The sequence below is a fragment of the Streptomyces sp. B3I8 genome (assembly GCF_030816915.1).
Classification (GTDB): Bacteria; Actinomycetota; Actinomycetes; order Streptomycetales; family Streptomycetaceae; genus Streptomyces.
In genome coordinates this window covers 7,297,818-7,323,239 of record NZ_JAUSYN010000002.1, presented here as the reverse complement: position 1 = coordinate 7,323,239, position 25,422 = coordinate 7,297,818, and the positions used below count along the sequence as shown (strand labels likewise).

Below are 25,422 nucleotides of genomic sequence, written 5' to 3'. Positions count from 1 at the left end.
CTGCGCGACCAGCCACCACGCAGCCGCGCACAACCGCCCTGCGCCCCTGAAAAGGGGGCCCTACGGCGCCGGCGTCGACGCCGGCTCGACGCGGCGTCCCCGGCCCGTCTCCAGGCGAGCCCGGGACGCCGCCCCCACCGGCACCGCGTCGGGGCCGAGCCCGGCCCGGACCAGGCGGACCGGATGCCCGCTGACCGGCGGCTCCTCGACGAGCCGCTGCCGTATCACCGGCTCCAGCAGGTGCCACGCCCGGCTGACGCCGCCGCCGATCACCACCGTGGTGATGTCCACGAGCCCGGCGGTCATGACGACCGCCCGGGCGAGCCCGGCAGCGGCGTCGTGGAACACCGCCCGCGCGTCCTCGTCGCCGCTTCCCGCCGCGTCCGCGAGGTCGGGGGCGGTGAGCGTGCGGCCCGTGCGCTCGGCGTACCGGGCGGCGAGCGAGCGGCCGGAGGCGAGGGTCTCCAGGTGGCCGCGGCCGCCGCAGGTGCAGGGCAGGTCGCCGAAGCCGGGGATGTGCCCGATCTCACCGGCCGCGCCGTGCGGCCCGGGGAAGAGGCGGCCGTCCGTCCACAGGGCGCCGCCGACTCCCGTGCCGAGGGTGATGCCGAGGACGTCCGGTTCGCCCCGGACCGCACCCGAGGACGCCTCGCCGCGCAGGAACGCGTTGACGTCGTTGTCGAGGAAGGCCGGCACGCCGAGCGCGTCCGCCACCGCGGTGGTGACCGGGAAACCGGCCCAGCCGCGGAAGGAGTCACTGGCCACCAGGACGCGGCCCTCGGCGGAGTCCACGACCCCTGCCGCGCCGACGCCGACGCCGGTCAGCCGGCCGGGTGTACCGCGCAGCAGCGGGGTCAGCGCCCCGAGCGCGGCGTCGATCATCGCCTGTCCGCCGTGGGCGGCCGGCGTGGTGGTCTCGGCGCGGTCGAGGACCGTGAGGGCGTCGTCGCAGAGGACGACCTGGGTCGTGGTACCGCCGATGTCCACACCGGCGTACAGGGTGCGGTCGCTCACGCCCCGCCCTCCGTACGTCCGGCCGCGAGGGCGGCCAGGCGTTCGGTTCTGCGTGCGCGCTGGACCACCGGATCGGGGACCGGGGCGGCGGCCAGCAGCCGCCGGGTGTAGTCGGTCTCCGGGTGGAGCAGCGTCTCGCCGGTGGGGCCCTGCTCCTCGATCCGCCCGGCCCGCATGACGGCGACCCGGCGGGCGAAGTGCTGGACGACGGCGAGGTCGTGGGAGACGAACAGGCAGGCGAAACCGAGGTCGTCCTGGAGTTCGGTGATGACCTCGAGGACGGATTCCTGCACGCTGACGTCGAGCGCGCTGGTGGGTTCGTCGGCGACGAGCAGCCGGGGTTCGAGCACCAGGGCGCGGGCCAGGCTGACCCGCTGGCGCTGTCCGCCGGACAGTTCGCCGGGGGCGCGGCGGGCGAGTGCGCGCGGCAGCCGTACCTGTTCGAGTACGTCCTCGACCCGGCTGCGCCGGTCCCGCGCGGACATCTCGCGGCGGTGGACGAGCAGGGGCTCGGCGACGCAGCTGCCGACGGTCATCCGCGCGTCGAGCGAGGCGACCGGGTCCTGCAGCACCACCCCGATACCGGCCCGCAGCGCCCGCCGGGCGCGGCCCCGGGTGCGCGCGAGATCGGTGCCGAAGAGGGAGACGGTTCCGGCGTCCGGGCCGATCAGCCCGAGGGCGACCCGCGCCGCGGTGGACTTGCCGGATCCGGACTCCCCGACCAGGCCCAGGGTTTCGCCGGGCCGCACGACGAACGACACCCCGTCCAGCGCGCGCACGGCCCGCTTGCCGCGCCCGTACACGACGGACACGTCCCTCAGCTCGACGACGGGCCCGCCCGCGGCACCACCGCCGGACGTGCTGTCGGACTCCCCGTCGGGACGTGCGCCGGTCGATCCGGCCTCGTTCTTCGGGGCCCGCTCGGTGACCCTGCGGGCCCCGCCCGCCGGCCGCCGTTCTCCCGTCGACGCGACCGTCAGTCGCGGTACGGCCGCCAGCAGCCGCCGGGTGTAGTCGTGGGTGGGGCGGAGCAGCACGTCCTCGACGGTGCCGCTCTCCACGATGCGGCCCTGGTGCATCACGGCGACCCGGTCGGCGAAGTCGGCGACGACGCCCATGTTGTGGGTGACGAGGAGGACGCCGGTGCCGGTCTCGGCGGCGAGCCGGCGCAGCAGGTCGAGGATCTCCGCCTGCACGGTGACGTCGAGCGCGGTGGTGGGCTCGTCGGCGATCAGCAGGGCGGGGTCGTTGGCGATGGCCATGGCGATGACGACGCGCTGGCGCTGGCCGCCGGAGAGCTGGAAGGGGTAGGCGCGGACGCGTCGTTCGGGTTCGGGGATGCCGACCCGGCGCAGCAGGTCGACGGCGCGGGCGGCGGCGTCCTGGGCGGTGACGTCGTGGTGGTTGCGGATCACCTCGCTGATCTGTCCGCCGATGCGGGTGAGCGGGTCGAGCGCGGTGGCCGGTTCCTGGAACACCATGGAGACGGTCCGTCCGCGCAGCCGGGCGAGCCCGGCCTCGTCCGCGCCGACGATGTCGGTGCCGGCGACGGCGGCCCGGCCGGTGACGCGGGCGTTGCCGGACAGCAGCCCCATCGCGGCGAGCGCGACGGTGGACTTGCCCGAACCCGACTCGCCGACCAGGGCGAGGGTCTCGCCGGGCCGGACCTGGAGGGACACCCCGCGCACGGCGGGGACCCGCGCGGACTCGGTGGTGAAGACGACGCCGAGGTCGTCGAGTTCGAGTATCGGCTCGGCCGCCGTCGCGGTGTCGTCGGGCTGGGCGGTCATCCTCGTCCCCTCACGTCGAATGCGTCGCGGAGCCCGTCCCCGATCGCGTTGAACGCCCACACCACCAGGATGATGGCCAGGCCCGGCGGCAGGATGAGCCACCAGTAGCCGGAGTAGGCGGCGTTGAGCCCCGCCGAGAGCATTCCGCCCCAGTCGGTGGACGGCGGTTGCACGCCGAGGCCGAGGTAGGAGACGTAGGCGACGAGGAGGATGGCGTCGGCGATCTGGAAGGTGGTGGCCACGATGATGGTGGACACGGAGTTGGGCAGGATGTGCCGCAGGATGGCGCGGGCGTGCGTGCCGCCGATGGCGCGCAGGGTGAGGACGTAGTCGCGGTTCTTCAGGCTCAGGGTCTCGGCCCGGATGAGCCGGGAGGGCACGAGCCAGGACACCAGGCCGAGGATCAGGATCATCCCGGCGAGACCGGGGGTGGTGATGGCGGAGACGACGAGCAGGATGAACAGGGCGGGGATGGCGATGCCGGCGTCCACGACACGCATCATCGCCGCGTCGATCCACCCGCCCGCGTATCCGGCGGTGGCGCCCCACAGGGTGCCGATGACGGTGGCCAGGACGCCCGCGGCGAGGCCGACGACGAGGGACACCTTGCCGCCGTACATGAGCCGGCCGAGTTCGTCGTGGCCGACGGCGTCGGTGCCGAGCCAGTGGTTCCCGCTCGGGGAGAGGTTGACCTGCTGGAGCGCGGTGTGGGTCTGGTCCGTGGAGTACACGAGCGGGCCCACGAAGCAGAACAGGACGAAGAGGGCGACGACGCAGAGCCCGGCGACGGCGAGCCGGTTGCGCAGGAAGCGCCGGACGGCGAGCCGGAGGCCGGAGGCGCCCTCGATCGGGGTGTCGGTCGCGCCGGGCAGTTCGGCCGGCTGGAGGATGGCGCTCATGCCCTGCCTGCCTTCACTCGGGGGTCGATGACGCGTTGGACGATGTCGGCGAGGAGTGTGCCGACCACGGTGGCGAGGGCGATGACCAGGACGCAGCCCAGCAGGACGGGATAGTCGGACGCCTGCGCGGCGGACCAGAACAGCAGCCCCATCCCCGGGTAGTTGAAGAGCTGCTCCACCACGAGCGCGCCACCGAAGAGGACGGGCACGTAGTAGCCGAGCATGGCGACCACCGGGGTCAGGGAGTTGCGGAAGACGTGCCCCCGCAGGATGGCGCGGGAGCGGGCGCCGCCGGCCCGCGCCGTCCTGACGTAGTCCTCGGAGAGGTTCTCCAGGGTGGCGGCGCGCATGTAGCGGCTGAACACCGCGATCATGGAGGCGGCGCCGGCGACCACGGGCAGAACCAGTGCCTTGGGATCGGAGAGCACGTCGGCCAGGGAGTCGCCCTGCGGTGCCTGGGAGGGGAACCAGGGCAGTACCTGGCTGAACACCAGGACGAGGACGAGGCCGAGGAAGTAGACGGGGGTGGAATAGGCGATGAAGCTGAGTGTGGTGATGACGTAGTCCACGGGCCGGTTGCGCCGTACCGCCTGCCACATGCCCAGCGGGATCGCCAGGAGCAGCCCGATGACGGCCGACAGGACGGTGAGGACGAGGGTCTTCGGCAGCCGTTCCCCGATGAGCCGGGAGACCGGCGCGTTGAGGGTGTACGAGGTGCCGAGGTCACCGTGCAGCAGCTGATCGAGGTAGTAGAAGTACTGCACGGGCAGGGGCTTGTCGAGCCCCTGTTCGTGGTTGAAGCGGGCGATCTGCTGGGCGGTGGCCTGGGGGCCGAGGATGCCTCGGGCGGGGCCGCCGGGCAGGGCGTGCAGCAGGGCGAAGACGACGATCGTGACGATGACGACGACGGCGAGGGCCTGGAGGACGCGTCGAATCAGGAACGTTGAGGTGCTCATGTGTTTTCCGGTCGCTTCGGCTCAGGGGTGCGCGGGGTCACCGGCCGGGCTCACTTGCCGGTCCACGTCCACATGGCGGGGTGGAAGTTGGCGAGGGAGTCCTGGGCGAAGCCACCGAGTCCGTCCTTGACGACGGAGACCTGGTAGTCGGGCTCCGGGAGCCAGATCACGGGCAGGTCCTTGGCCAGTGCGGCGCTGTACTCCTGGACCGCCTCGGTGGATTCGGAGGTGGTGGTCCGGTCGATCAGCTTGTCCACCGACGGGTTGGAGTAGTTGCCGAAGTTGGAGCCGCCGCCGGTCTGGAACAGCGAGTCGCCGCTCGGGTACGCCGGGAAGTACCAGCTGCCCGCGGTACCGAAGAAGGAGAGCTGCCACTTGCAGCCGGCGTCCCCCTGCTTGCACTGACCGGACTGCGAGAGCACGGAGTTGACCGGGGCGGTCTTGATGGTGAACTTGATGCCGGTCTTCTCGAAGGAGGACTGCAGCGCGCTCATCATGTTGTCGGTGACGGCCGAGCCGGACTGCGACAGCACCTGCATGCGGAACGTGGTGCCCTTGGCGACACCCTTGCCGCACTGGTCGTCGCCGCTGCCCGCGTCGGTGCACACCATGGTGCCGCCCTGCTCGGTCCAGCCGTGCGAGGTCAGCAGCTGCTTGGCCTTGGCGGTGTCGAAGGGGTACGGGTTGTCCTTCTGCACCGGGGAGACGAAGTCGGAGCTCTGACCCTGCGGGATCGGGCCGAAGGTGGGCACGGCCGTGCCGTTGAAGATGACCTTGGACAGGCTCTTCTGGTCCACCGACATCTGGATCGCCTGGCGGGCGTAGAGCTGCTTGAAGACGGCGCCCATGGCCGGGTTGTTGAAGTTGTAGGGCATGTAGGTGATCGCCCAGCCCGCCCACGGCTTGACGCTGTAGCCCCGCGACGTGAAGGAGGCCTCCTGGCCGAGGTCGGTGGCGTTGATGTAGCCGTAGTCGACCGAGCCGGCCCGCAGTGCGTTGGCCTCGGCGTCGGTCGTGGTGAACGGGAGCAGGTTGACGGTTTTGATGTGGGCCTTGCCGCCGCCGTCGTACTTGGCGTTGGCGGCGAGCTGGACCTTGCCGGCGGTGGAGAAGGATTTCAGCGTGTACGGGCCACTGACCGTCTTCCAGAGCGGGTCGCTCGCGTAGCCGGAGATGTTCTTGGCGGCCTTGTTGAGGTAGGCCCACACCTTCTTGGCGCCGGCGGCGGTGCGGTCCTGGTCCGAGACACCGGCGGAGTCACCGGTCTTGTCCCACACGTGCTGCGGCATGGGGCGGATCATGCTCAACTCGTTGGCGAGCATCCACTGTTGGTTGTACGCCTTGTCGAAGGTGAGGGTGAAGTGCGTGTCGTCGACGGTCTTGAACGAGGTCCAGTTGTCCGGCGCCTTGCCCGGGCTGTAGTTCGCCCAGTCGGCCTTGTCCGCCTTCACCAGGTTGAACCAGAACTCCACGTCGCGCGAGGTGACCGGCTTGCCGTCGCTCCAGTGCCGGTTGCCGAGGGTGACGGTCACGCTCTTGTTGTCGCCGGCGAACTTCGCGGCCGTGGCGAGGGAGTTGTCCTTGTTCCAGCCGACCTGGCCGGTGGAGCCGTCGTAGGCGATGAGCGGCTCCCAGAGGACCTGGGATATGGAGGAGTTGTTGGTGTTGAGGTGCGCGGCGGTGCCGATCGGGAGGATCCAGTTCGGCGTGAAGTTGGCCGGGAGCGCGTAGTTGATGCTGTCCGCCGAGTGTCCGCCGGACGACGAGTCGCCGCCCCCGGAACAACCGGTGAGCAGAGCGCCGGAGGTGACGGCGGCACCCGCGACCAGGGCCCAGCGGCGGCCGGTCGCCGTGCGAGCAGGGAACATGACTCTCCTCGAAGTGGAAGGACCCGTGAGAGGCCCCGGCGACGGCCGGGGTGGGCGCCGCGGGAACCGGCGCTGTCTGCACGACAGTCAACGTCCCACACGTCTGCCGAACAAACAAGGATCGGTAAAAATTAAGTGCCCGCGAACTCGGCGCGGCTTTCATGAGTGTGCGTCAGGCCGGGATATGGCCGCCTTCATCCCTATTGGTGCCACTTTCACCCTTGGTATTGCCACCCGGAAGACGGTTCCCGTCCGCGTCCTGCGGGCGTACTGTCTTCGCCACACCCACCGTTGCGGAAGTTACTTCGTACATGACTGAAATAAGTGCCCGGAACCGCCGGCCCGCGAAGGACCAGTCCGTGGAAGGCCGGTCCGTGAAGGGGAAGTCCGTGAAGGGGAACTCCCCGCTCGCCGCCCGGGTCCTGGAGCTCGTGGCCTCGGGCCAGGCCTCCTCACGCGCGGAACTCGCGGCCCTGCTCGGCGCGGCCCCCTCCACCATCTCCCTCACCGTGGGGCAGTTGGTGGAGCGCGGGCTGATCGCTGAGGAGGGCACCCACTCGTCCACCGGCGGGCGGCCGCGCAAGGTGCTGCGCCTCGGCGGGACAGACCAGTTCGCGGTCGCCGCCGACCTGGGCGGCCGGCACGCCCGCATCGGCGCGGTACTGCCCGGCGGCCGGCTGAGCCGGGTCACCACCGTGCCGTTCGTCATCGCCGACGGTCCCGAGGAGGCACTGCCCCGGCTCGCGGACACACTGGAGGCACTGGCGGAGGAGCAGGGCCGCGACCGGCTGTGCGGGGTCGGGCTCTCGCTGCCGGGTCCGGTCGACGTCGAGTCCAGGGCCGTCATGCTGCCGTCCCGGATGCCGGGCTGGAACCGCTTCCCCGTCGCCGACTGGCTGCGGGACCGCTTCGGCGTCGCGGTCGCGGTGGACAACGACGCCAACTGCATGGCGATGGGCGAGCACACCGTGCGGCCCGCCGAGCACCGGCAGTCGATCATGGTGAAGATCGGTTCGGCGATCGGCGCCGGTGTCATCGTCGACGGTCACCTCTACCGGGGCGCCACCGGTGCCGCCGGCGACATCACCCACATCCGTATCGACGGCGGCGCCGACATCCCCTGCTCGTGCGGCAAGACCGGCTGTCTGGAGACGGTGGCCTCCGGGGCCGCGCTGGTGCGCATCCTGCGCGAGCGCGGCGCCGACGTCGACAGCCCCGAGGACGTGGTGCGGCTCGCCGCCGACGCCGATCCCGAGGCGACGCGCGCGGTGCGCCGGGCCGGGGAGCACCTCGGTCAGGTCCTCGCCGCCAACGTCAACTTCTTCAATCCGGACGCCGTCTACCTGGGCGGCATCCTCTCCACCCTGGAACCCTTCGTGGCCGCCGTCCGCAGCCGGCTCTACGAGAGCTGCCATCCGATGGTCACCGAGCACCTCACCATCGAACGCGCCCGCCTCGGCGCCGACGCCGGTGTCGTGGGCGCCGGACAGTTCGCGCTGCAGCACGCCATGGCCGACGCCCTGCGCGGCCTCGGCGCCGGCGCTTCCGGCACCGGGCGCCCGGACCGCCTCGCACCCCGCACCCCCTGACTCACCCGCGTCCCACCCCCGTACGGAGAACCATGTCGGAAACCGCCGCCTCCCCCGCCGGCCCCGCACGTCCCGCCGCCGCCCGTCCGGTCATCGCCGTCGCCGGGCTCGGCATCGAGTCGTCCACCTTCTCCCCGGCCCGCACCGAGGCCCCCGCCTTCCACCCCTCGCGCGGCGCCGAGGTGCTCGACCGCTACCCCTTCCTCGCCCCGGGCGAGGAACTGTGCGAGGCCGCCGACTGGCACGGTGCGCTGGTGGGCAAGTCGCTGCCCGGCGGCACGGTCACCGCCGCCGCCTGGACCGCGCTCACCGACGAGCTCGTCGAGCGCCTCGCCGCGCTCCCGCGGCTCGACGGTCTGTGGTACGACATCCACGGCGCGATGACCGTGGAGGGCGTCGACGACGCCGAGGCCGTCCTGCTGGAGCGCATCCGCGCCACCGTCGGCCCCGGCGTCCTCGTCTCCACCTCGATGGACCTGCACGGCAACGTCTCCCGCGAACTGGCCCACCGCAGCGACCTGATCACGTGCTACCGGACGGCCCCGCACGAGGACCACATGGAGACCAAGGAGCGCGCCGTGCGCAACCTGGTCGACCTGCTGGCGTCCGGCGGCCCCCGCCCGGTGAAGGCATGGGTGCCGGTGCCGGTCCTGCTGGCCGGGGAGCAGACCTCCACCCGGATCGAGCCCGCGCGGAGCGTGTACGCGGCGGTCGAGGAGGTCGAGGCCTCGGACGGCGTCATCGACGCGGCGATATGGGTGGGTTACGCCTGGGCCGACGAGCCCCGCAACCGCGCGGCCGTCGTCGTCACCGGAACCGACCGGGACGCCGTGGCGGCCGGCGCCGAACGCCTCGCGCGCGGCTTCTGGGACGCCCGTCACGACTTCGACTTCGTCGCCCCGACCGGCACGTTCGACGGCATCCTCGACGAGGCCCTGGCCTCGCCGGACCGGCCGTACTTCCTCAGCGACACCGGCGACAACCCCACCGCGGGCGGCGCGGGCGACGTCACCTGGGGGCTGACCCGGCTGCTTGAGCGGCCGGAGTTCCGGAAGGACGACGGTCCGACGGTGCTGTACGCCTCGGTGCCGGGCCCCGCCGCCGTGGACGCCGCGGTCGCCGCCGGAGTGGGTGCCACCGTCACCGTCACCGCCGGGGCGGAGGTGGACGACCGGCACGCCGGGCCCGTCACCCTCACCGGGGTGGTGCACGCGATCCGGTACGGCGACCGGGACGCGGAGACCGAGGTCGTGATCCGCGTCGGCAGCGTGTACGCGATCCTCACCCGGCTGCGCAAGCCGTACCACCACGAGCACGACTTCACCGACCTGGACCTCGACCCCCGCTCCGCCGACATCGTCGTCGTGAAGATCGGTTACCTGGAGCCGGAGCTGTTCGACATGGCCGTGGGCTGGAAGATGGCGCTCACCCCGGGCGGCGTCGACCAGGACCTGGTACGGCTCGGCCACCACCGCGTCCGCCGGCCCCTGTTCCCCTTCGACCGCGACATGCCCGACCCGGATCTGACGGCACGGATCATTCCGGCCTCCGACCTGCCGCTCACCGGGGAGGACGAGTGACCGGCGGGAGTGCCGTCGCCGCGCTGGAGATCGCCGTCACCTCCCCGGCCGGGGCACGGACCGCCCTCGCGCACGGTGCGGACCGGGTCGAGCTGTGCACCGCGCTCGAACTGGGCGGACTGACCCCGTCGGCGGCCGTGGTGGAGGCGGCCGCGGCCGTCGGGCCGCCGGTGCACGCCCTCGTGCGGTGCCGTCCCGGTGACTTCGTGTACGACGCCGAGGAGATCGCCCTCATGGTCGCCGAGGTGCGCTCCGTCGTCGCGTCCGGCGCGGCCGGGGTGGTCGTCGGCGCGCTCACCGCCGGGGGCACCCTGGACACCGACGCCGTCGCCCGCCTCGCGGACGCCGCCCACGACGGGGGCCGGCCTGTCGACGTCACCCTGCACCGGGCCGTCGACCAGTCGGCCGACCCGGTCGCCACCGCCGCGCTGCTCCTCCCGCTCGGTGTCACCCGGGTCCTCAGCTCGGGCGGCGCGGCCACCGCGGCGGAGGGGTCGGCCACGCTGACCGCGATGGTCGCCGCGGCGCCCGGACTGGAGGTCATGGCGGGCGGAGGTGTACGCGTGACCGACATTCCCGCGCTGGTCGGCGCGGGCGTCGCGGCCGTGCACCTCTCGGCCAAGCACCGCGCCGAGCCACGCCGCACGGGCATCTGGACGCCCCTCGGCGCGGCGGGAACCACCGCCGACGAGGACACCCACTTCGTCACCGACCCGGCCCTCGTGGCGGCGGCCCGGCGGGCGCTGGACGTCAGGGCGGCGAGCCTGCCGGGCCGGGCACGCTGAAGACGACGGCCGAACGGCCGGGATGCCGGGATGGCCGGCCGGACGGCTACGCCCGGGAACCGTCGCCGTACGGAACGGCGAACACCCCGCGGGCGGAGCCGCCGTCCGGGGTCTGCCAGGTTCCGGTGACCTGCCCCGCCCTCTGCGGGGGGAGGGACCGGCCGGGGCGGGCCGCAGGATCCTGTGCGGATGGAGCGAGATGCCCCGGGACGCGGTCAGCACGGTGCTCTCCCGGTCGTCGTCGGTGACCGTGAAGTCCCTGGGAAGAGGGCCGTCACCGGTGCGGACGACGGACACCTCCCGGTCGACGGTGTCATCGCGGAGGGGTACCGGTGTCCAACAGGGCGAGGAACGCGGCCGCCGCAGGGGGTGGCGGGAAGCGGCTCCAGATGAGGTGTTCGACGCGTACGGGGCCGTCGGTGAGCGCCACGCACCGCACGCCGTGCAGCTCGGCGGTGAACGCCTCGGGCAACAGGGCGATGCCGAGGCCGTGGCGGACCATGCGGACCATCAGTTCCACGCCGGACACCTCGAAGGCGACCTCGCGGCGCAGGCCCGCCGCCGCGAACGCCCGGTCCGACTGGGCACGGGCGGCACTGCCGTCGGCGAAGTCCACGAACACCTCGTCGGCGACGCGGCGCAGGTCGACCCGGTCCTCGTCGGCCAGCGGATGGCCGGGGGCGACCACGGCGACGTGCCGGCCCTGGCGGAGCTCACGGTCCCGGACGCCCTGCGGCCGGAATCCCGGGGGCACGCCGAGGAGCGCGGCGTCGAGCGTGCCCTCGCGCACCTGCTCGACGAACCGCTCGCTGGAGCCCGTGCGCAGACGGATCCGTACGTGCGGGTGGCGCAGCCGGTAGTCGCGGAGCAGCGCCGGGAGGTCGAGGGCCGCGAAGGTGGGGATCGAGCCGAGGGTGAGCGTGCCGCGTATCTCGCCGGTGGCCGCCGCGACCTCGGCCCGGGCCCGCTCGGCCGCCTCAAGGGCCTGCCGGGCGGCCGGCAGGAACGCCTCGCCCGCGGGGGTGAGCCGGACCCGGCGGCTGGTCCGCTCGAACAGCCGGGCGCCCAGTTCTCGTTCCAGCCGGGCCACTTGGTGGCTGAGCGCCGACTGCACGATGTGGCACCGCTCGGCGGCGCGGGTGAAGCCGCCGGTGTCCGCGACCGCGAGGACGTAGCGCATCTGCTGGAGATCCATGGGGATCGATCGTGGAACACGATGGATCGGATGACAAGCATGTGTTGGACCGATGGACGGCCGTCCGGCCATGCTGAACGCGGCGGCGCGCTCGCGTCGGGTCCCTCACCGGTGGACCGCCGTCACACCGTTGCACCGCTCCGGCTCTCATTCGGGAGACATCCATGCGTGTGATCGCCTTCGACCACCTCGTCCTGAACGTCGCCGACATCGAGCGTTCGCTCGACTTCTACACCGGCCCGCTGGGGCTGGAGCCCGTACGGGTGGCAAAGTGGCGGGCCGGCCGGGCGCCGTTCCCCTCCGTGCGGGTCAGCCCCACCACCATCATCGACCTGGTGCAGGTGCCCGCAGGGCGGCCGGGGGGCGCTTCCAACGTCGATCACATCTGTCTGGTGGTCGAGCCGCTCGACTGGCAGGAGGTCGTCGACTCGGGGGTCTTCACCGTGCTGGACGGGCCCGGCGAACGCTACGGCGCCCGGGGCACCGCCCTCTCCCTCTACGTCCGGGACCCGGACGGCAACACGGTGGAGCTGCGCTGGTATCCGCAGGACGCCTGAGCGCGACCACCGGGAGCCGGGGCCCCCAGGTCGCCTGAGCCGGGTCCCGCGCAGCCGTCACGCGGAGTCGCGGACGACCAGCTCCGGGGCGAAGACCACCGACGCCGGTTCGGTGCGCTCGCCCCGGACGTGCTCGTCGAGGAGGCGGGCCATCCGGGCCGCCATGTCCTCCACCGGCTGCCGCACCGTGGTCAGCGCGGGGCGGGACGTCCGGGCGACGGCGGAGTCGTCGAACCCGACCACGGCGACGTCGTCCGGCACCCGTCTGCCGTGTGCGCGCAGCACCTCGCAGGCGCCTTGCGCCATCAGGTCGTTGGCCGCGAACACACCGTCCAGGCCGGGCAGTTCGGCGAGCAGCCGGGTCATGGCGGCGACGCCGCTGTCGTGCGTGAAGCCCCCCTCCTGGACGGGCACCGGATCGTGTCCCGAGCGGGTGAGCGCCTCGCGGAAACCGGCCAGGCGCTCCCGGCTCGCCGCGACGTCCAGCGGCCCGGACACGGTGGCGGGCCGCCGGCAGCCGCGTGCCAGCAGGTGTTCCGCGGCGAGCCGGCCGCCGGCCCGGTGGTCCAGGTCCACGTGGCTGAGCGGGACGGGGTGCCCGGGGCGCGCGAACAGGACGGCGGGCAGGGCCTGTTCGGCGAGCAGTGCGGGCAGTGGGTCGTCGGCGTGCGTGGAGACGACGAGCGCGCCGTCGGCGCGGCCCTGCCGCAGATAGGTCAGCACCTCGTGCCGGTCCTGCGGGGAGTCGGCGAACATCAGCACCGGGTACATCGAGTGCGGGCGCAGATAGCCGACGACGCCGGCCACCACCCGGCCGAAGAAGGGATCGGTGAACACCCGTGCGGCGAACGCCTCCTGGGTGTCCTCCGGCGGCTCCCCCGCCCCGGAGACCACCAGGGCGACGGTCTCGGCGCGTCGGGTCACCAGCGAACGCGCCGCCCGGTTGGGGGCGTAGCCGGTGCGGGCGATGGCCCGGCGGACCACGTCCTGGATCGCGGGGTCCACGTTGCGGATGCCATTGACGACCCGCGAGACCGTCGCCCGGGACACACCGGCCTCCCGGGCGACGTCCTCCAGCGTGGGAGCCCTCCTGCTCATGCCACGCACCTTAACGGCCCGGCGATCACCGCGAACAGAGCGCTCCCCCGGCCCGCTCAGCCGTAGACGCCGAACTCGTACAGCGAGTAGCCGTAACCGGTGCCGCGTGCCGTGCCGTCGACGCGGACGTAGCGGCCGGTCCCGGTGACGTCGAAGTCGTCGACGCCGCCGTTGCCGTCCGTCACCGTGCGCACCGTCCGCCAGGCCTGTCCGTCGTCGGAGGCCTGGACGGTGTACGCCTTGGCGTAGGAGGACTCCCACACCAGTTGGACGTGGCGGAACGAGGTGCGGCTGCCGAGGTCCACCTGGAGCCACTGCGGGTCGCTCCAGTCGCTGGCCCAGCGGGTGGCGGGGTCGCCGTCGACCGCGTCGGCCGCCGTGCACGGGCAGTCCCCGTAACTCGGCTGGAAGGAGGAGGCGGTGGCCGGTCTGCGCAGCGCCAGGTTGGTGCCGCCCACCTCGGGCGGCACGACCCGCATCGAGCGGGTCTCCACACCGACGTTGCCGTGCCCGTCGGTCGCCTTGACGTAGACCTTCCACACGCCGGGCCGGTCGGGGGCCGTGAACGACAGCCGGCCGGCGCCCGGACCGGTGAACGGCAGTGAGTTCAACTGCTTGCCGCCGTCGACGTAGTTGCTGTTGTCGAGCACCTCGTAGGTGATCGGGTCGCCGTCGGGGTCGCTCGCCCGGACGTCGAGGGTGACCGCGCGTCCGGCAGGCACCGCGCCCGCACCGCCCTCGACGGACAGATCACTGATGACCGGTGGTGTGTTGTCGTGGGAGGTGTCCTTTCCATAGGCCCGCTTCACCGCGTAGTACGACAGCCGTTTCTGGCCCGCGGGCAGCAGGTTGAACCAGATGCCGCCGAAGTCGTACTCGGTGCCGTAGTGGAACATGGTGGCGCCCAGGGCGACGCCCTCGTGTCCGGTGACGCAGCCCCAGGCCTTGGTGTATCCGTCGGCCTTGGCCTGGTCGCTCGGCTCCTGCGGGACCCCGTTGGCGTCGTCGGGCACCTCCCACTCCCCCGCGGGCCCGGTCTCGGTGACGATGTACGGCTTGGTGTAGCCGCCCTGTTCCCACGCGGACCGCACGTCGCAGACGCCGTTGTAGGAGTTGACGGCGTACAGGTCCAGGTCGGGCGCGTTCTTCTTGTAGTACGGCCAGGCGCCGACCCAGGCGTCGGTGGAGGTGACCGGGTGGTCGGGGTCGATGCCGTGGATCTTCTTGGTGATGTCGTTGACGAGGGTGGTGTAGGCGTCGCGCTGGCGCTCCAGTTCGTCGCCGCTGTAGCAGTTCCGCAGGCCGAGCACGGACTCGTTGCCGACGTCCCACATGAGGACGCCGGGGTTGTCCTTGTAGGTCCGCACCCACTTGGGAAACTCGTCGAGGACCTGCTTCTTGTACGCGGTGTCGGTGAGGTAGTTGACACAGCCGCCGGAGCCGGGGCCGCCGCCGGGCTGGAGCCAGAACCCGGCGACGACCTTGATGCCGTGCGCGGCCGCGGCGTCGAACAGGGGCTTGCTGGAGGCGTCTGTGCCCCAGGTGCGGATGGTGTTGACGCCCATGGACTGCAGGTCGGGCAGGTACTTCTCGGCGTCGGCGACGGACGGGCCCCAGGTGAGGCCCTTGACGCGGTACGGGCTGCCGTCGACGGTGAGCTGCCAGTGTCCCTGGGAGCCGGTCACCTTGACGACGCTGCCGGCGGCGTGCGCCGCGGTCGCGGGGAGTGCCGCCAGGGCGCCCGCCACGAGGGCGCCGACGGTGAGGGGGGCCAGGAGGCGGCGGGCACGGGTGCGGGGTGGGGTCACGGTGTCCTTCTCGGTGGTTACGTTCGCCGGTTGCGCAGGCCGGTTCGGTGAGGACGCGAGCCGGATACGGGATCCGGCCGCGTGGGCCGGTTGCGGAATCCGACTACGGAAGCCGGTCACGGGAGCCGGTTGCGGAGTCCGACTACGGAAGCCGGTAGTTCTCGTCGAGTGCCGCTCCCGCCTCCGGGTGCGTCTGGTCGTAGCCGCGCGCGTCGCACTGCAGTCCGCCGACGACGCAGTGGTCGACCAGCGCCTTCAGCGTGGCGTCGTCCCAGGCGTTGAAGAAGTCGTAGTGGAAGCTGTGCCCGGAGCCGCTGGCCAGCGTGACCCGTGACATGTCGCCGTTCACCGGGAACGCCATCTTGAACTCGATCATCGGCAGCGCCACTGGGTGGTCGGTGGGGCAGATGTTGTCGTTGGTGCCGGCCTTGACCACCGGGTAGGCCATGTGGCTCTTGTGGTCGGGCGTGTCGAGGTACGTGCCGTCCCAGCAACTGGGGGCCTGGAACCGGATGTTGAGCTGGACGTCGGGACGGTCCGGGCAGCTCGCCGGGAACTCGGTGTTGAAGAAGCTGTCACCGCACTCCCAGCCCTCGACGAAGCCGGGGTGGTTCCGGAACTCGGCGGCGCTCTGCATCGGGTTGGCGACGACGAACCGCAGTCCCTTGGGGAAGGGCCGGACGCTGGTGTAGTCGGTGACGCCGGCTTTGTAGTAGATCGTCTGGGGGCCGACCGGGAGCACCGGCTTCCCGTCGTTGAGCAGGGTGGGCATCCAGTAGCCGGAGAGGTCGCCGGGGGCCTTGCAGGTGGTGCCGCCCGCGGCCAGCGAGGCGGTCGAACTGTTGGCGTTCGTGGTGGTGTTGCCCATGAACGTGTGGTCGTGGGACTTGCCCGGCTGCTGCGGGTACACGATCGGGTCGTCGGGGGCGGTGTGGGTGACGCCGCAGTTGGCCTGGAACTCGTGGAAGTAGCGGTGCGGCGGGTTCTGCGTGGAGGGGGTGACCCCGGTGACCGGCGGGTTCGCCGGGATGTACCCGTCGCCGTCGGGGTCGTCCGGGGACGATGCGGTGGACACGGGCATGGCGTTGCCGGAGTGGCCCGCGTGCGCGGCGGTGTGCGAGGCGGCTGCCGTGGTGCCGGGTGCCGCGGCGTCGGCGTCGGCGCTCAGGGCGATGCCGCCGGCGCCGAACGTGGCGCACAGCAGCGCGCCCGCGATCAGCGTTCCGGAGAGGGCCTTCGATCTGCGGGGCATGAACGCCTCCTGAGTGTGGGGGGTGGAGGTCGTGCGAGGACGCGGGAGGGCGTGAGGTGCTCGGTAGGTGCTCCCGGAGTGCTCCGGGGTGCTCGGTGAGTGTGCGGGAGACCGTGGGAGAGTGCGGGAGAGCGCTCTCCCATGCACGGAGTGTCCGGGCGCTCATGACAAGGTGTCAAGAGGCGTGGCAGAAGCTGTGGCAGCGGACGCGCCCGGCGGCCGGGTCGGGCACGGGGGCGTTGTCAGTGGTGAGTGGCAGCATCCGGGACATGACGCAGACCACGACCTTCGACTGGCGCCCCTTCCTGCTCACATGGAGTGGAGAGTGGGCGGACTGCCAGGACGGCACGAGCGGGCTCGAGGGCGACGAGGCCGCCCGGCAGGCGCGGTGGCTGGGTTTCCCGCCCGCGTCCGAGGAGCGGATCACCGCCATGGAGGCGCGTCTCGGCCGCCGGATGCCTCCGTCGTACCGGGAGTTCCTCGCTGTCTCCGACGGCTGGCGGCACGCGGGCGGCTTCCTGTGGCTGCTGGCGGGCACCGAGGAGGCGCGCTGGCACGACAACGGCTCCGGTCTCGCCGACGACTTCGAGGACTACCTGGCGGAGGACGCCACTCCCCAGGAGCGCAAGGAGGTGGACATCTGGCGGAAAGGGCTGCAGTTGGACGTCGAGTCCGACGGCCTGTACGTGCTCATGGATCCCGAGGACGTGGACGAGCACGGCGAGTGGCCGGTGTACACCTGGGCGGGCTGGCGGGCCGCGCCGCCCGAACGGCACGCGAGCTTCCGGGAGTTCATGTGCGAGATGCACAGGGAGTTCCACCGCCTGCGTGCGCACGACGGGGACGGCGGCGCGGAGTTCGTCAACGACACGACGCGCGAGCTGGACGCCCTTGTGGAGGTGGCCCGGCTCGACGCGCTGCGCGGTGACTGGGAGCGGGCGCTTCGGGCACTGGACGAGGCCAAGGCGTACGGCAGGCCGCGGGCCACCGCGCTGGGCGACCAGATACGCCGTCTGCTCGGACGCACCTACCTGGTGTATTACGACGGCCTGGCCGCGGACCCGCGGTACGCACCCGAACTGCTGCCGCCGCTGGTGGTCGAGCACGTGGCGCACTCCTACCGGGACGACTCCACGCTGAAGTTCCACCTGCGCGGTGCCGACGAGGAGTTGCTGGCACGTGCCTACGCGACCCTGGACCAGGTGCGCACCGGCACGTACCGGTACGCGCCGGCCGGGCCGTTCGGGGAGGCGGTCGGCGAGGCGCGGGAGTTGGCGCGGTGGGGCGACACCGACGGGGCGTGGCGGACGCTGAGGAACGCGTTGCCCCTGTGGGAGCCGCTGGGGCCGGACCACCTGGCACCGCTGGGCTGGGTGGCCGACCCGCTGCTCGGCCCCCTGCTGACCCCACCGCGGGCGGAGGAACTGCTGTCCACGCCGAGGGGCGGACAGCGGGGTGCGGCACCGTCACCGACGGCCGGTGACGATCCGGAGGGCCTCGCGTGGCTGGCGGAGCCGGACCCTGGCAACAGGCGCGGTTCCTATCGCTTCGTGCTGGTGGAGGGCGTCGAACCGGCGGACCTGCCCGGGCGGCTCACAGACGGGGGAACCGCGCTGAAGGAGCCCATGACCCTGTGGGACGCGCACCGGGTGCGGAGCGACAAGAGGGAGTTCTCCTCCTACGACGACAAGGCGCTCATGGCCGTCGGCCGGGCCGGCCCCGGCTGGAGCTTCGCCTTCGACGCGGAACCCGCTCCGTTCAACGGGCAGCGCTTCGTCTCCCCGGCCGGGGCGGCGAGTGAGGGGACCCGCGCGGTGGTGGTGTGGAGCGGGCTGAGGGCTGGCCACGGGAGGCCGTCCTTCCACCTGTCGGTGGCGCGAGACGGCGTCGAGGAGTACGCCTTCACCTACGAGGCCGGGGAGATCCGCACGAGCGGCGCGATACCGGACGCGCTGGCGCCGAGCCGGTTCTTCGGCCGGACGAAGGAGGATGCCGCGGCGGAACAGGCGGTGCTGACTGCGGTGGCCGAGGAGTTCGGCGTCCGTCTGCCGCGGCACGCTCTCCTGCACGGCCGGCTGCACACCTTCACCACTCGCTCGTGGACCCGTCCGCCGGTGGCGGGAGAGACGTACGCGGTGATGACCCTCGGCTGGGGCCCGGCGCTCGTCGCGGACGGCACCGCTCCCGAAGGCACCGGACCGGACGGCGGCTGACAAGTGCCGGCGGGGCGGCGGGGCGGCGGGGCGGCGACCGGACCCTCGGCCCGCGGTCCGCCCCGGCAACTCACCACGGAACGGTCTTGCCCCAGCGGTCCAGGTACGCCAGGCCGGGTGTGCCCTGCCGGGAGAGGAGGACGTCGACGATCAGGGGGACGCTCTCCTCGATGGTGTACGGGACGTCCGGACCGCCGAGCGCGGTACGGATCCAGCCCGGCGCCATGAGGACGAGGGCGCGGCGGGTCCCGGCCTGCCGGGCGGCGAAGCCGCGCAGGAACATGTTCAGGGCGGCCTTGCTGCCCCGGTAGACCTCGCGGCCACCCGTGGTGTTGTTCGTGATGCTGCCCTGCCCTGAGGACATCGCCGCGATCAGACCGGTGTCCGGCACGAGGTCTTCGAGCGCCTCGATGACGCGCATCGGACCGAGCGCGTTGGTGACCATGATGTCGACGAAGTCGGCCGTGGGCACCGCCCCGATCGGGGTGTCCACGTTGTTGGTGGTGCCCGCGTTGACGAGGAGGAGGTCCAGCCGGCGCGCGGCGAGTCGGTCGTGCAGGGGCGCGAGGTGGGCGGGCTCGTTGATGTCCAGGTGCTCGACGGTGACCCGCCCGTCGGACCGGTCCGCGAGGTCGTGCAGGGGGGTGCGGGCGGTGGTGTCACGGACCGTGCCGAAGACGTGCCACCCCCGGTCCAGGAGCTCGGCCGCTATCGCGTGGCCGAGCCCGCGCGAGGCGCCGACGACGAGGGCGGTGGGAGCGGAGGGGAGGTCAGGGGCGTCCGGGGTGTTCGGGGCGGCCGAGGTGTGCCGGTTCCCGGCGGTCGACGACATCCGAGGTCATCTCCGTTCGGTGCGAGGTGGCTGGTGGGTGGTGCGCAGTGGATGCTGCGCGGTGGGTGACGTACACGGCAAGTCTCCGCGCCCCGCCGTCGCCGACAGGACTCCGGAGGGTGTTTCTGTAGGATTCCCGTCATGCGGGATGCTCCGATGTCTGAATCCTTCGCCGTGCGGTCCGAGGATGTGCGGATCATCCGCGCGCTGCAGATCGCTCCGCGGGCTCCCTTCGCCGCGCTCGCGGGTGCGCTCGGCCTCACCGAGGCCGCCGTCAACCGCCGGTATCGGCGGCTGCGGGGCGAGGGGGTCCTGCGGGTCACCGGTGTGGTGAACCCGGGGGCGCTGGGGCAGAGCAGATGGCTGGTGCGGTTGCGCTGCCGCCCCGGCAGTGTCTCGGCGATCGCCGAGGCGCTCGCCCGGCGGGAGGACGTCAACTGGGTGGCACTGAGCGCGGCCGGTTACGAGATCACGTGTGCGATCCAGTCCCGGAACCGGGAGCAGCGTGAGGAACTGCTCGGCCGGCGGCTGCCGCGCACGGCGGCGGTGCTCGACATCAACGCCTTCGCGATGCTCCGTCAGTTCCTGGGCGGACGCGGCCACTACTGGGCGGCGCTGGAGGGTGTGCTCTCCCCGGAGCAGGAGGCCCTGCTCGGGAGCGAGGGCTCCCCGTTCGCCGAAGTCCCCGTGGTCGCCCGCGAACCGGTGGTGCTGACCGCCGAGGACGAGCGGATCTGCGACGCCCTCGCGGTGGACGGCCGGGCCTCCCTCGTCGACCTGGCCGCGGCGGCCGGTTCCACTCCGGGACGCGTATCCCGCCGTCTGCACTCCCTGCTGGAGCGCCGGGCCGTGCACATCGACGTCGAGATCGCGGCGGCCGCCCTCGGGTACCACGCACGGGCGAACCTGTGGCTGCGGGTGCATCCCTCGGCGGTGAAGGAGGTCGGGCGCGCGCTGGCGCGGGAACCGGGGATCGCCTTCGCCGCGGCCGTCTCCGGGCCGTACAACGTCCACGCCGTCGCGCACTGCCGGGACCTCGACGAGCTCTTCGAGTTCACCTCGGACCGCGTCGGCTCCCTGGCCGGACTGCAGAGCATGGAGGTCTCCCCCGTGCTGCGGCACCTCAAGCAGGCCGGCACGCTGCTGTCCGGCGACCGCCTGGCCGGGCCGGCGCACGGCCGCACATGACCCGGGACGGACGGTCCGACGGCACGCCTCACCCGGGTCACCGTACGACGGCCTCACCGTACGACGGCCTCACCGAACGACGGCCTCACCGAACGACGGCGCGACGGCGGCGTTCCGGGGCGGCCAGGATCTCGGCGGCGTACCCGGTGTCGCCGGGATTGAGGTCGGTGCCCGGTGCGACGACACGGTCGACGCGGTCCAGTACGGCGGGTTCCAGGACGACGTCGGCGGCGGCGAGCTGGTCGCGCAGGTGTCCGGCGGTGCGCGGGCCGATGATCGCCGCGGTGACCGCCGGGTGTGTGGTGACGAAGGCGAGGGCGAGCTGGATCAGCGTCAGGCCGGCCTCGGCGGCGATGCCGGCGAGTTCGGTGGCGGCGTCGAGCTTGGCCCGGTTGCCCGGTACGTCGAGGTCGTAGTGGGAGAGCGTGGTGCGGAAGGGCATCGTGCGGGTGCGGTGGCTGGACAGGTCGGCCGCGTCGCGGTGCCAGCGGCCGGACAGCCAGCCCCCGGCCAGCGGGCTCCAGGCGAGCACGCCCATCCGGTGGCTCTCGCAGGTGGGCAGCACGTCGGCCTCGACGCCCCGGGCCAGCAGGGAGTACGGCGGCTGTTCGCAGACGAAGCGCTCGCGCTGCCGTCGTTCGGCGGTCCACTGCGCCTGGACGATCGTCGAGGGAGTGAAGGTGGAGGAGCCGGCGTAGCGGATCTTGCCCGCGCGGACGAGGTCGGTCAGGGCGCCGAGGGTCTCGTCGAGGTCGGTCTCGGGGTCGGGCCGATGCACCTGGTAGAGGTCGATGTGGTCGGTGCCCAGACGGCGCAGGCTCGCCTCGCAGGCCTGGGTGATCCACCGCCGGGAGGCGCCGCGCTCGTTGTGGCCGGGGCCCATGGGGCTCGACACCTTGGTGGCCAGGACGACGTCGTCGCGGCGTCCGGCGATCGCCTTGCCGACGATGATCTCCGACTCGCCGCCCGAGTACACGTCGGCGGTATCGATGATGTTGACGCCCGCGTCGAGCGCGGTGCGGATGATGCCGGCCGAGTCGTCATGGTCGGGGTTCCCCCACTTCCCGAACATCATCGCGCCCAGGCACAACGAGCTGACCTGGACGCCTGTGCTTCCCAGCGTGCGGTACCGCATGGTGTGGACCCTTTCCGTGGAGCGGCGGCCGACTGCTATCGTTCCGCCCAAGCGGAGTCGACTCCGCTTGATTTCGCCACGGTAAGCGGAGTCGACTCCGCATAGCAAGCCGAGAGTGGGAACACGCGCATGCCTGAGCCATCCGGCCGGTCCGTCCGGGCCGACGCGCGGGCCAACGAGGACAAGCTGCTCGCCGCCGCCGCGTCGGCCTTCGCCCGGGACGGCGCCGCCGCGACATTGAAGGGCATCGCCAAGGACGCGGGCGTCGGGATCGGCACGCTGTACCGGCGCTTCCCGACCCGCGAGCAGCTCGTCGACGCGACCTACCGCTACGAGACGACCCGGCTCGCCGCCGGGGCCCCGGACCTGCTCGCCGAACTGCCCGCCGACCGGGCCCTGCGCACATGGATGTCGCGCCTGTTGGACTACCTCGTCACCAAGCACGGCATGGCCGACACGCTGAGGACCCTTCTGCGGGACGACGACCGCCTGAGCTCCCGGACCCGCGAGCAACTCACCGGCGCGATCGAGCGGTTCCGCCTGGCCGGCGTGGCCCAGGGCCTCCTGCGGGAGAACGTGTCCTCCCCCGACATCCTCATGGCCCTGGCCGGCATCACCCTCGTCACCGGCACCCCCGAGCAACGCGCCCAGGCCGAGCGCCTTCTCGACCTGCTGATGGCCGGACTGGTCCGCTCGCGCTCCGGGGACGACGGCCGGGGGCCGGTGCGCGGAGCCCGGTGAGTGCGCTGCGACTCGGCGAGCCGGCCCCGCCGCGCCCCCCGTCGAACCCCTACCGGCGCGGACCCGCGAGCGCGTAGGTCGCGGTGCCCAGGGCCGTGAGGGTCACGGCGGTCCAGGTGGCCGACGCGGTGCCGGGGGGCAGGAGCAGCCAGGTGGCGATGCGTGTCGGGGTGCCGGTCGCGGGCGGAGCGAACAGCGTGAACGCGAGCCAGGTGAACGGCAGGGTCCACGCGTACTGTCGGCCCCACAGCGCGGCGCCCAGCGCGGCCAGTCCCATCAGCCCCGCGGCGTCCCGGACGGCGAACGCGAGGGGTGCCGGGGCACCGCCCAGTGACTCGACAACGGGCAGTGCGGCACAGACGGCCGCGGCGGCGATCAGCACGTGGGCCGCCCGGCGGGGTGCCCAGCGGATCGCGGCCGTCCGGTCCAGCGCGAGGTCGTGGCCGCCGAGTCCGGCCGAGGTCGCCATCGCGCCCGTGGCCAGGACGAGTACGGGCAGCCGCGGATCGCCTTCCGCGTCCCGGGTGAACGTCCACAGCACGAGGGCGCTCACCAGCAGCACCGCGAGCGACGCGGGCACCTGGCGCGAGCGGGTGTACAGCGTCAGCCGTCTCACCGGGACCCACCGCCCTTGAGCGCGTCGAACGCGTCGCCCTCGCAGGAGAACGCGGCGTCGCGCATCGCCCCGATCCGGGAGAGCTGCTCCGCCCGGGGCAGTGCCCGGAGCTTCTTCCACACCGGGCGGGCCTGGGCGTCGACCTGGTGGTGCAGCCCCGACGCCTCCGTGCCGGGGAGCGGTTTCAGGTCCCCGAGGACCCAGCCCACCGCGACCGCCTGCGCGTACAGGTCCCCGCCGACGCCGCTCCAGCCCACGGGCGTGCAGTCCGGCGCCATGCCCTCCGCGACCAGGGCCCGGGTCAGTTCCTCGCCCTTCGCGCCGCCGACGAGGCCGTCGTCGAAGCCGAACAGCACGGTGTCGCGGGACCACCGCGGTGTGGTGCCGTCCGGCTGGACGGCGGTGTTCTCACGGACGGTATCGGGGGCGCGGTCGCCGAGGGCGTCGTGCAGCAGGCGCAGTGCCTTCCTTCCGGGGCCGGCGACCTCGGCGAGCCGCTCCCGGTGCACCCGGGCCACGCAGACCGGACCGTCGCACACCGGGGTGGCGGCCGACTCGTCGACGACGTACATCCGTTGCGGGTCGGCGGGGAGGACCAGGAGTGCGAGGACAGCCCCGGCGAGGGCGGGTGTCACGGCGAGCAGCCGGGTGCGCGGGGTCGCCGCGACGAGCAGGGTGAAACCGGTCGCGGCCAGGCCGAGCAGCCAGAGCGTCTGCCCGACGTGCACGGAGGCGGAGAGCGTGACGAAGACGTTGTGCACCTCCTCCACCGTCGGCGACAGCAGGGAGAGACGGTTGGGCTCGGATTCGGGGACGCCGTTCGGTGCGGCGGTCTCGGTGTGGCCCAGGGACGCGTTCATCAGGACGGTGAACGTGAAGGCCGCCATCGTCAGCGCGGGCGGGGTGAGCATGGAGGGCAGCGCCCGTGCGACCCCCATGCCGAGCACGGCTCCCGCGACCAGGGACAGCGCTCCCACAGTTGCGATGGGCAGCCACCCGAGGTGCGTGTAGTCGGTGTGGGCGAACACCTGCACCCCGCCCACGAGGACGAGCAGCACGTACGCGCAGGCCAGTGCGAGCGCCGTCGCGCCGGCCGGCACCGCCGCACGCTGCCATGCGGGCCTCGGGGTGCTCGACAGCAGTTCGGGCATCCGGGAGCGGTGGTCGCGCAGCCCTTGCAGCGCGCCGAGGCCCACGGTGAGCGGCCACAGGTAGAAGAGCAGGCCGCGGGTCCACAGGGCCAGGGAGGTCCACTGGGCCGTCCAGGCCGTGCCGCCCCGCCACCAGGAGCCGTCGATCAGATACAGGAACGCGAGCGCGCCCGTGAGGACGGCTGCTCCGGCCCAGGGGGCGACGGAGCGCCTCAACTCGGTACGCAGGACGGTGGTGTTCAACTCGGTACGCAGGACAGGGACGTTCACCAGGAGCCCCCTTCCCGGCCGGGGCTCAGCAGCAGCGCCGAGTAACCACGCTCCAGCGGGCTGTCGCCCACGTGCTCGGGCCCGCCGGCCGCGGCAAGTTCCCTCGGGGTGCCCCGGAAGACCAGCCGGCCCTCGGCGAGGAGCACCACATGGGTACAGGCGGCGCCCACGTCCTCGACCAGGTGGGTGGAGACGACGACACAGGTGTCGGTGCCGAGTTCCTGCAGCAGTTCGCGAAACCGCACCCGCTGCGCCGGGTCCAGGCCGGCCGTCGGCTCGTCGAGGAGCAGCACCGCCGGGTCGTTGACGAGTGCCTGGGCGATGCCGGCCCGGCGCACCATGCCGCCGGACAAGGTCTTCATGCGGGCGTCGGCGCGGTCGGCGAGGCCCACCCGCTCGACGGCGCGCTGCACGGCGCCGGGGACGTCCTTCTTGGGCACCTCCTTCAGCCACGCCATGTACTCGACGAACTCGCGCACCGTGAAGCGCTTGTAGTAGCCGAACTCCTGCGGCAGATAGCCGATCCGGCGGCGCAGCGTACGGTGTTCGCCCCTGCCGCCCACGGTTTCGCCGAGCAGTTCCAGGGTGCCGCCGGCAGGGCGCAGCACGGTGGCCAGGGCGCGGATGAGGGTCGTCTTGCCGGCGCCGTTGGGGCCGAGCAGGCCGTGCACTCCGGTACCGAGCGACAGGTCGAGGCCGTCGACCGCCATGCGTTTCCGGCCGGCCCTGACCTTCAGGCCGGTGGCCCGGATCTCCCAGGCGTAAGCCGTCGGCGCGAGATCGGCCGCGCTCACCGCGGGCGTCATGGGCGTCATGCGGGGGTCCTCCTTGTTGTCGCTGTCGGGCGTCGTTCTTGTTGTCGTCGTCGCTGTCGGGGGTCGTCGG

21 protein-coding genes are annotated in these 25,422 nt (G+C 72.6%); 7 read left to right on the top strand and 14 right to left on the bottom strand.

What is annotated here, in order from left to right; translation table 11 throughout:
- Positions 1 to 60 precede the first annotated feature (60 nt).
- Genes QFZ64_RS34305 through QFZ64_RS34285 form a run of 5 tightly spaced genes read right to left on the bottom strand, consistent with a single transcriptional unit; the run spans position 61 to position 6,527 of the window.
- Positions 61 to 1,014 (bottom strand): ROK family protein, encoded by a 954-nt coding sequence (locus tag QFZ64_RS34305; protein ID WP_307071386.1) that lies wholly within the window; start codon positions 1,012 to 1,014, stop codon positions 61 to 63.
- Complete coding sequence (locus QFZ64_RS34300) at positions 1,011 to 2,804, bottom strand: ABC transporter ATP-binding protein (protein ID WP_307071385.1); 1,794 nt, start codon at positions 2,802 to 2,804, stop codon at positions 1,011 to 1,013. Before QFZ64_RS34300 ends, QFZ64_RS34305 begins: the two co-directional genes overlap by 4 nt.
- The gene (locus tag QFZ64_RS34295; RefSeq protein ID WP_307071384.1) at positions 2,801 to 3,703 is read right to left on the bottom strand and encodes an ABC transporter permease; all 903 of its coding nucleotides are present in this window, start codon (positions 3,701 to 3,703) and stop codon (positions 2,801 to 2,803) included. Before QFZ64_RS34295 ends, QFZ64_RS34300 begins: the two co-directional genes overlap by 4 nt.
- Positions 3,700 to 4,659, bottom strand: coding sequence for an ABC transporter permease (locus QFZ64_RS34290; RefSeq protein ID WP_307071383.1), 960 nt, complete (start codon positions 4,657 to 4,659; stop codon positions 3,700 to 3,702). The genes QFZ64_RS34295 and QFZ64_RS34290 overlap by 4 nt, the downstream gene beginning before the upstream one ends.
- Before the next feature lie 50 nt (positions 4,660 to 4,709).
- Complete coding sequence (locus QFZ64_RS34285) at positions 4,710 to 6,527, bottom strand: peptide ABC transporter substrate-binding protein (RefSeq protein ID WP_307071382.1); 1,818 nt, start codon at positions 6,525 to 6,527, stop codon at positions 4,710 to 4,712.
- A 311-nt stretch (positions 6,528 to 6,838) separates the two neighbouring features.
- Here QFZ64_RS34285 and QFZ64_RS34280 point away from each other — a divergent pair, with 311 nt between their 5' ends.
- Genes QFZ64_RS34280 through QFZ64_RS34270 form a run of 3 tightly spaced genes read left to right on the top strand, consistent with a single transcriptional unit; the run spans position 6,839 to position 10,481 of the window.
- Complete coding sequence (locus QFZ64_RS34280; RefSeq protein WP_307071381.1) at positions 6,839 to 8,116, top strand: ROK family protein; 1,278 nt, start codon at positions 6,839 to 6,841, stop codon at positions 8,114 to 8,116.
- A 32-nt stretch (positions 8,117 to 8,148) separates the two neighbouring features.
- Complete coding sequence (locus QFZ64_RS34275; RefSeq protein ID WP_307071379.1) at positions 8,149 to 9,696, top strand: M81 family metallopeptidase; 1,548 nt, start codon at positions 8,149 to 8,151, stop codon at positions 9,694 to 9,696.
- A complete protein-coding gene (locus QFZ64_RS34270; protein WP_307071378.1) occupies positions 9,693 to 10,481 on the top strand; it encodes a copper homeostasis protein CutC in 789 nt (262 codons plus the stop codon). The genes QFZ64_RS34275 and QFZ64_RS34270 overlap by 4 nt, the downstream gene beginning before the upstream one ends.
- A gap of 313 nt (positions 10,482 to 10,794) precedes the next feature.
- Here QFZ64_RS34270 and QFZ64_RS34265 read toward each other — a convergent pair whose 3' ends face one another.
- On the bottom strand, positions 10,795 to 11,676 hold the full coding sequence (locus QFZ64_RS34265) for a LysR family transcriptional regulator (protein WP_307071377.1): 882 nt from the start codon (positions 11,674 to 11,676) through the stop codon (positions 10,795 to 10,797).
- Between the two features lie 164 nt (positions 11,677 to 11,840).
- Here QFZ64_RS34265 and QFZ64_RS34260 point away from each other — a divergent pair, with 164 nt between their 5' ends.
- Positions 11,841 to 12,233, top strand: a complete 393-nt coding sequence (locus tag QFZ64_RS34260; RefSeq protein WP_307071376.1) for a VOC family protein — start codon at positions 11,841 to 11,843, stop codon at positions 12,231 to 12,233.
- 57 nt (positions 12,234 to 12,290) lie between these two features.
- On the opposite strand, the gene QFZ64_RS34255 is transcribed toward QFZ64_RS34260, so the two are convergent.
- From QFZ64_RS34255 to QFZ64_RS34245, 3 genes are all read right to left on the bottom strand, one after another.
- Entirely contained in the window at positions 12,291 to 13,331 is a 1,041-nt protein-coding gene (locus tag QFZ64_RS34255) for a LacI family DNA-binding transcriptional regulator (protein ID WP_307071375.1), read from the bottom strand.
- A 56-nt stretch (positions 13,332 to 13,387) separates the two neighbouring features.
- On the bottom strand, positions 13,388 to 15,139 hold the full coding sequence (locus tag QFZ64_RS34250; RefSeq protein ID WP_307071374.1) for a discoidin domain-containing protein: 1,752 nt from the start codon (positions 15,137 to 15,139) through the stop codon (positions 13,388 to 13,390).
- A 142-nt stretch (positions 15,140 to 15,281) separates the two neighbouring features.
- A complete protein-coding gene (locus QFZ64_RS34245; RefSeq protein ID WP_307071373.1) occupies positions 15,282 to 16,391 on the bottom strand; it encodes a DUF1996 domain-containing protein in 1,110 nt (369 codons plus the stop codon).
- A gap of 269 nt (positions 16,392 to 16,660) precedes the next feature.
- Between QFZ64_RS34245 and QFZ64_RS34240 the strand changes: the two genes are divergently transcribed.
- Positions 16,661 to 18,604, top strand: coding sequence for an SMI1/KNR4 family protein (locus QFZ64_RS34240; protein WP_307071371.1), 1,944 nt, complete (start codon positions 16,661 to 16,663; stop codon positions 18,602 to 18,604).
- Positions 18,605 to 18,674: 70 nt separating this feature from the next.
- Here the strand turns inward: QFZ64_RS34240 and QFZ64_RS34235 are convergent, their stop codons facing one another.
- Positions 18,675 to 19,436: an SDR family NAD(P)-dependent oxidoreductase gene (locus QFZ64_RS34235; RefSeq protein WP_373430715.1), complete on the bottom strand. Its 762-nt coding sequence runs from the start codon at positions 19,434 to 19,436 to the stop codon at positions 18,675 to 18,677.
- A 156-nt stretch (positions 19,437 to 19,592) separates the two neighbouring features.
- Between QFZ64_RS34235 and QFZ64_RS34230 the strand changes: the two genes are divergently transcribed.
- Positions 19,593 to 20,624 (top strand): Lrp/AsnC family transcriptional regulator, encoded by a 1,032-nt coding sequence (locus QFZ64_RS34230; RefSeq protein WP_307071370.1) that lies wholly within the window; start codon positions 19,593 to 19,595, stop codon positions 20,622 to 20,624.
- 85 nt (positions 20,625 to 20,709) lie between these two features.
- On the opposite strand, the gene QFZ64_RS34225 is transcribed toward QFZ64_RS34230, so the two are convergent.
- Positions 20,710 to 21,759, bottom strand: coding sequence for an aldo/keto reductase (locus QFZ64_RS34225; RefSeq protein WP_307071369.1), 1,050 nt, complete (start codon positions 21,757 to 21,759; stop codon positions 20,710 to 20,712).
- A gap of 129 nt (positions 21,760 to 21,888) precedes the next feature.
- Here QFZ64_RS34225 and QFZ64_RS34220 point away from each other — a divergent pair, with 129 nt between their 5' ends.
- A complete protein-coding gene (locus tag QFZ64_RS34220; protein WP_307071368.1) occupies positions 21,889 to 22,500 on the top strand; it encodes a TetR/AcrR family transcriptional regulator in 612 nt (203 codons plus the stop codon).
- Between the two features lie 49 nt (positions 22,501 to 22,549).
- On the opposite strand, the gene QFZ64_RS34215 is transcribed toward QFZ64_RS34220, so the two are convergent.
- The 3 genes from QFZ64_RS34215 to QFZ64_RS34205 are packed head-to-tail and all read right to left on the bottom strand — an operon-like array spanning position 22,550 to position 25,343.
- Entirely contained in the window at positions 22,550 to 23,116 is a 567-nt protein-coding gene (locus tag QFZ64_RS34215) for a hypothetical protein (protein WP_307071367.1), read from the bottom strand.
- Positions 23,113 to 24,510, bottom strand: a complete 1,398-nt coding sequence (locus QFZ64_RS34210; protein ID WP_307071967.1) for a hypothetical protein — start codon at positions 24,508 to 24,510, stop codon at positions 23,113 to 23,115. Before QFZ64_RS34210 ends, QFZ64_RS34215 begins: the two co-directional genes overlap by 4 nt.
- 23 nt (positions 24,511 to 24,533) lie before the next feature.
- Positions 24,534 to 25,343, bottom strand: a complete 810-nt coding sequence (locus QFZ64_RS34205) for an ABC transporter ATP-binding protein (RefSeq protein ID WP_307071966.1) — start codon at positions 25,341 to 25,343, stop codon at positions 24,534 to 24,536.
- Positions 25,344 to 25,422: the final 79 nt, after the last annotated feature.

Excerpts from the sequence above, each read along its gene's own strand:
- QFZ64_RS34265 (WP_307071377.1), bottom strand. The coding sequence starts at position 11,676 with ATGGATCTCCAGCAGATGCGCTACGTCCTCGCGGTCGCGGACACCGGC.
- QFZ64_RS34300 (WP_307071385.1), bottom strand. The coding sequence starts at position 2,804 with ATGACCGCCCAGCCCGACGACACCGCGACGGCGGCCGAGCCGATACTC.
- QFZ64_RS34220 (WP_307071368.1), top strand. The coding sequence starts at position 21,889 with ATGCCTGAGCCATCCGGCCGGTCCGTCCGGGCCGACGCGCGGGCCAAC.
- QFZ64_RS34295 (WP_307071384.1), bottom strand. The coding sequence starts at position 3,703 with ATGAGCGCCATCCTCCAGCCGGCCGAACTGCCCGGCGCGACCGACACC.
- QFZ64_RS34205 (WP_307071966.1), bottom strand. The coding sequence starts at position 25,343 with ATGACGCCCGCGGTGAGCGCGGCCGATCTCGCGCCGACGGCTTACGCC.
- QFZ64_RS34260 (WP_307071376.1), top strand. The coding sequence starts at position 11,841 with ATGCGTGTGATCGCCTTCGACCACCTCGTCCTGAACGTCGCCGACATC.
- QFZ64_RS34240 (WP_307071371.1), top strand. The coding sequence starts at position 16,661 with ATGACGCAGACCACGACCTTCGACTGGCGCCCCTTCCTGCTCACATGG.
- QFZ64_RS34225 (WP_307071369.1), bottom strand. The coding sequence starts at position 21,759 with ATGCGGTACCGCACGCTGGGAAGCACAGGCGTCCAGGTCAGCTCGTTG.
- QFZ64_RS34290 (WP_307071383.1), bottom strand. The coding sequence starts at position 4,659 with ATGAGCACCTCAACGTTCCTGATTCGACGCGTCCTCCAGGCCCTCGCC.
- QFZ64_RS34255 (WP_307071375.1), bottom strand. The coding sequence starts at position 13,331 with ATGAGCAGGAGGGCTCCCACGCTGGAGGACGTCGCCCGGGAGGCCGGT.
- QFZ64_RS34275 (WP_307071379.1), top strand. The coding sequence starts at position 8,149 with ATGTCGGAAACCGCCGCCTCCCCCGCCGGCCCCGCACGTCCCGCCGCC.
- QFZ64_RS34230 (WP_307071370.1), top strand. The coding sequence starts at position 19,593 with ATGTCTGAATCCTTCGCCGTGCGGTCCGAGGATGTGCGGATCATCCGC.
- QFZ64_RS34245 (WP_307071373.1), bottom strand. The coding sequence starts at position 16,391 with ATGCCCCGCAGATCGAAGGCCCTCTCCGGAACGCTGATCGCGGGCGCG.
- QFZ64_RS34280 (WP_307071381.1), top strand. The coding sequence starts at position 6,839 with ATGACTGAAATAAGTGCCCGGAACCGCCGGCCCGCGAAGGACCAGTCC.
- QFZ64_RS34235 (WP_373430715.1), bottom strand. The coding sequence starts at position 19,436 with ATGTCGTCGACCGCCGGGAACCGGCACACCTCGGCCGCCCCGAACACC.
- QFZ64_RS34285 (WP_307071382.1), bottom strand. The coding sequence starts at position 6,527 with ATGTTCCCTGCTCGCACGGCGACCGGCCGCCGCTGGGCCCTGGTCGCG.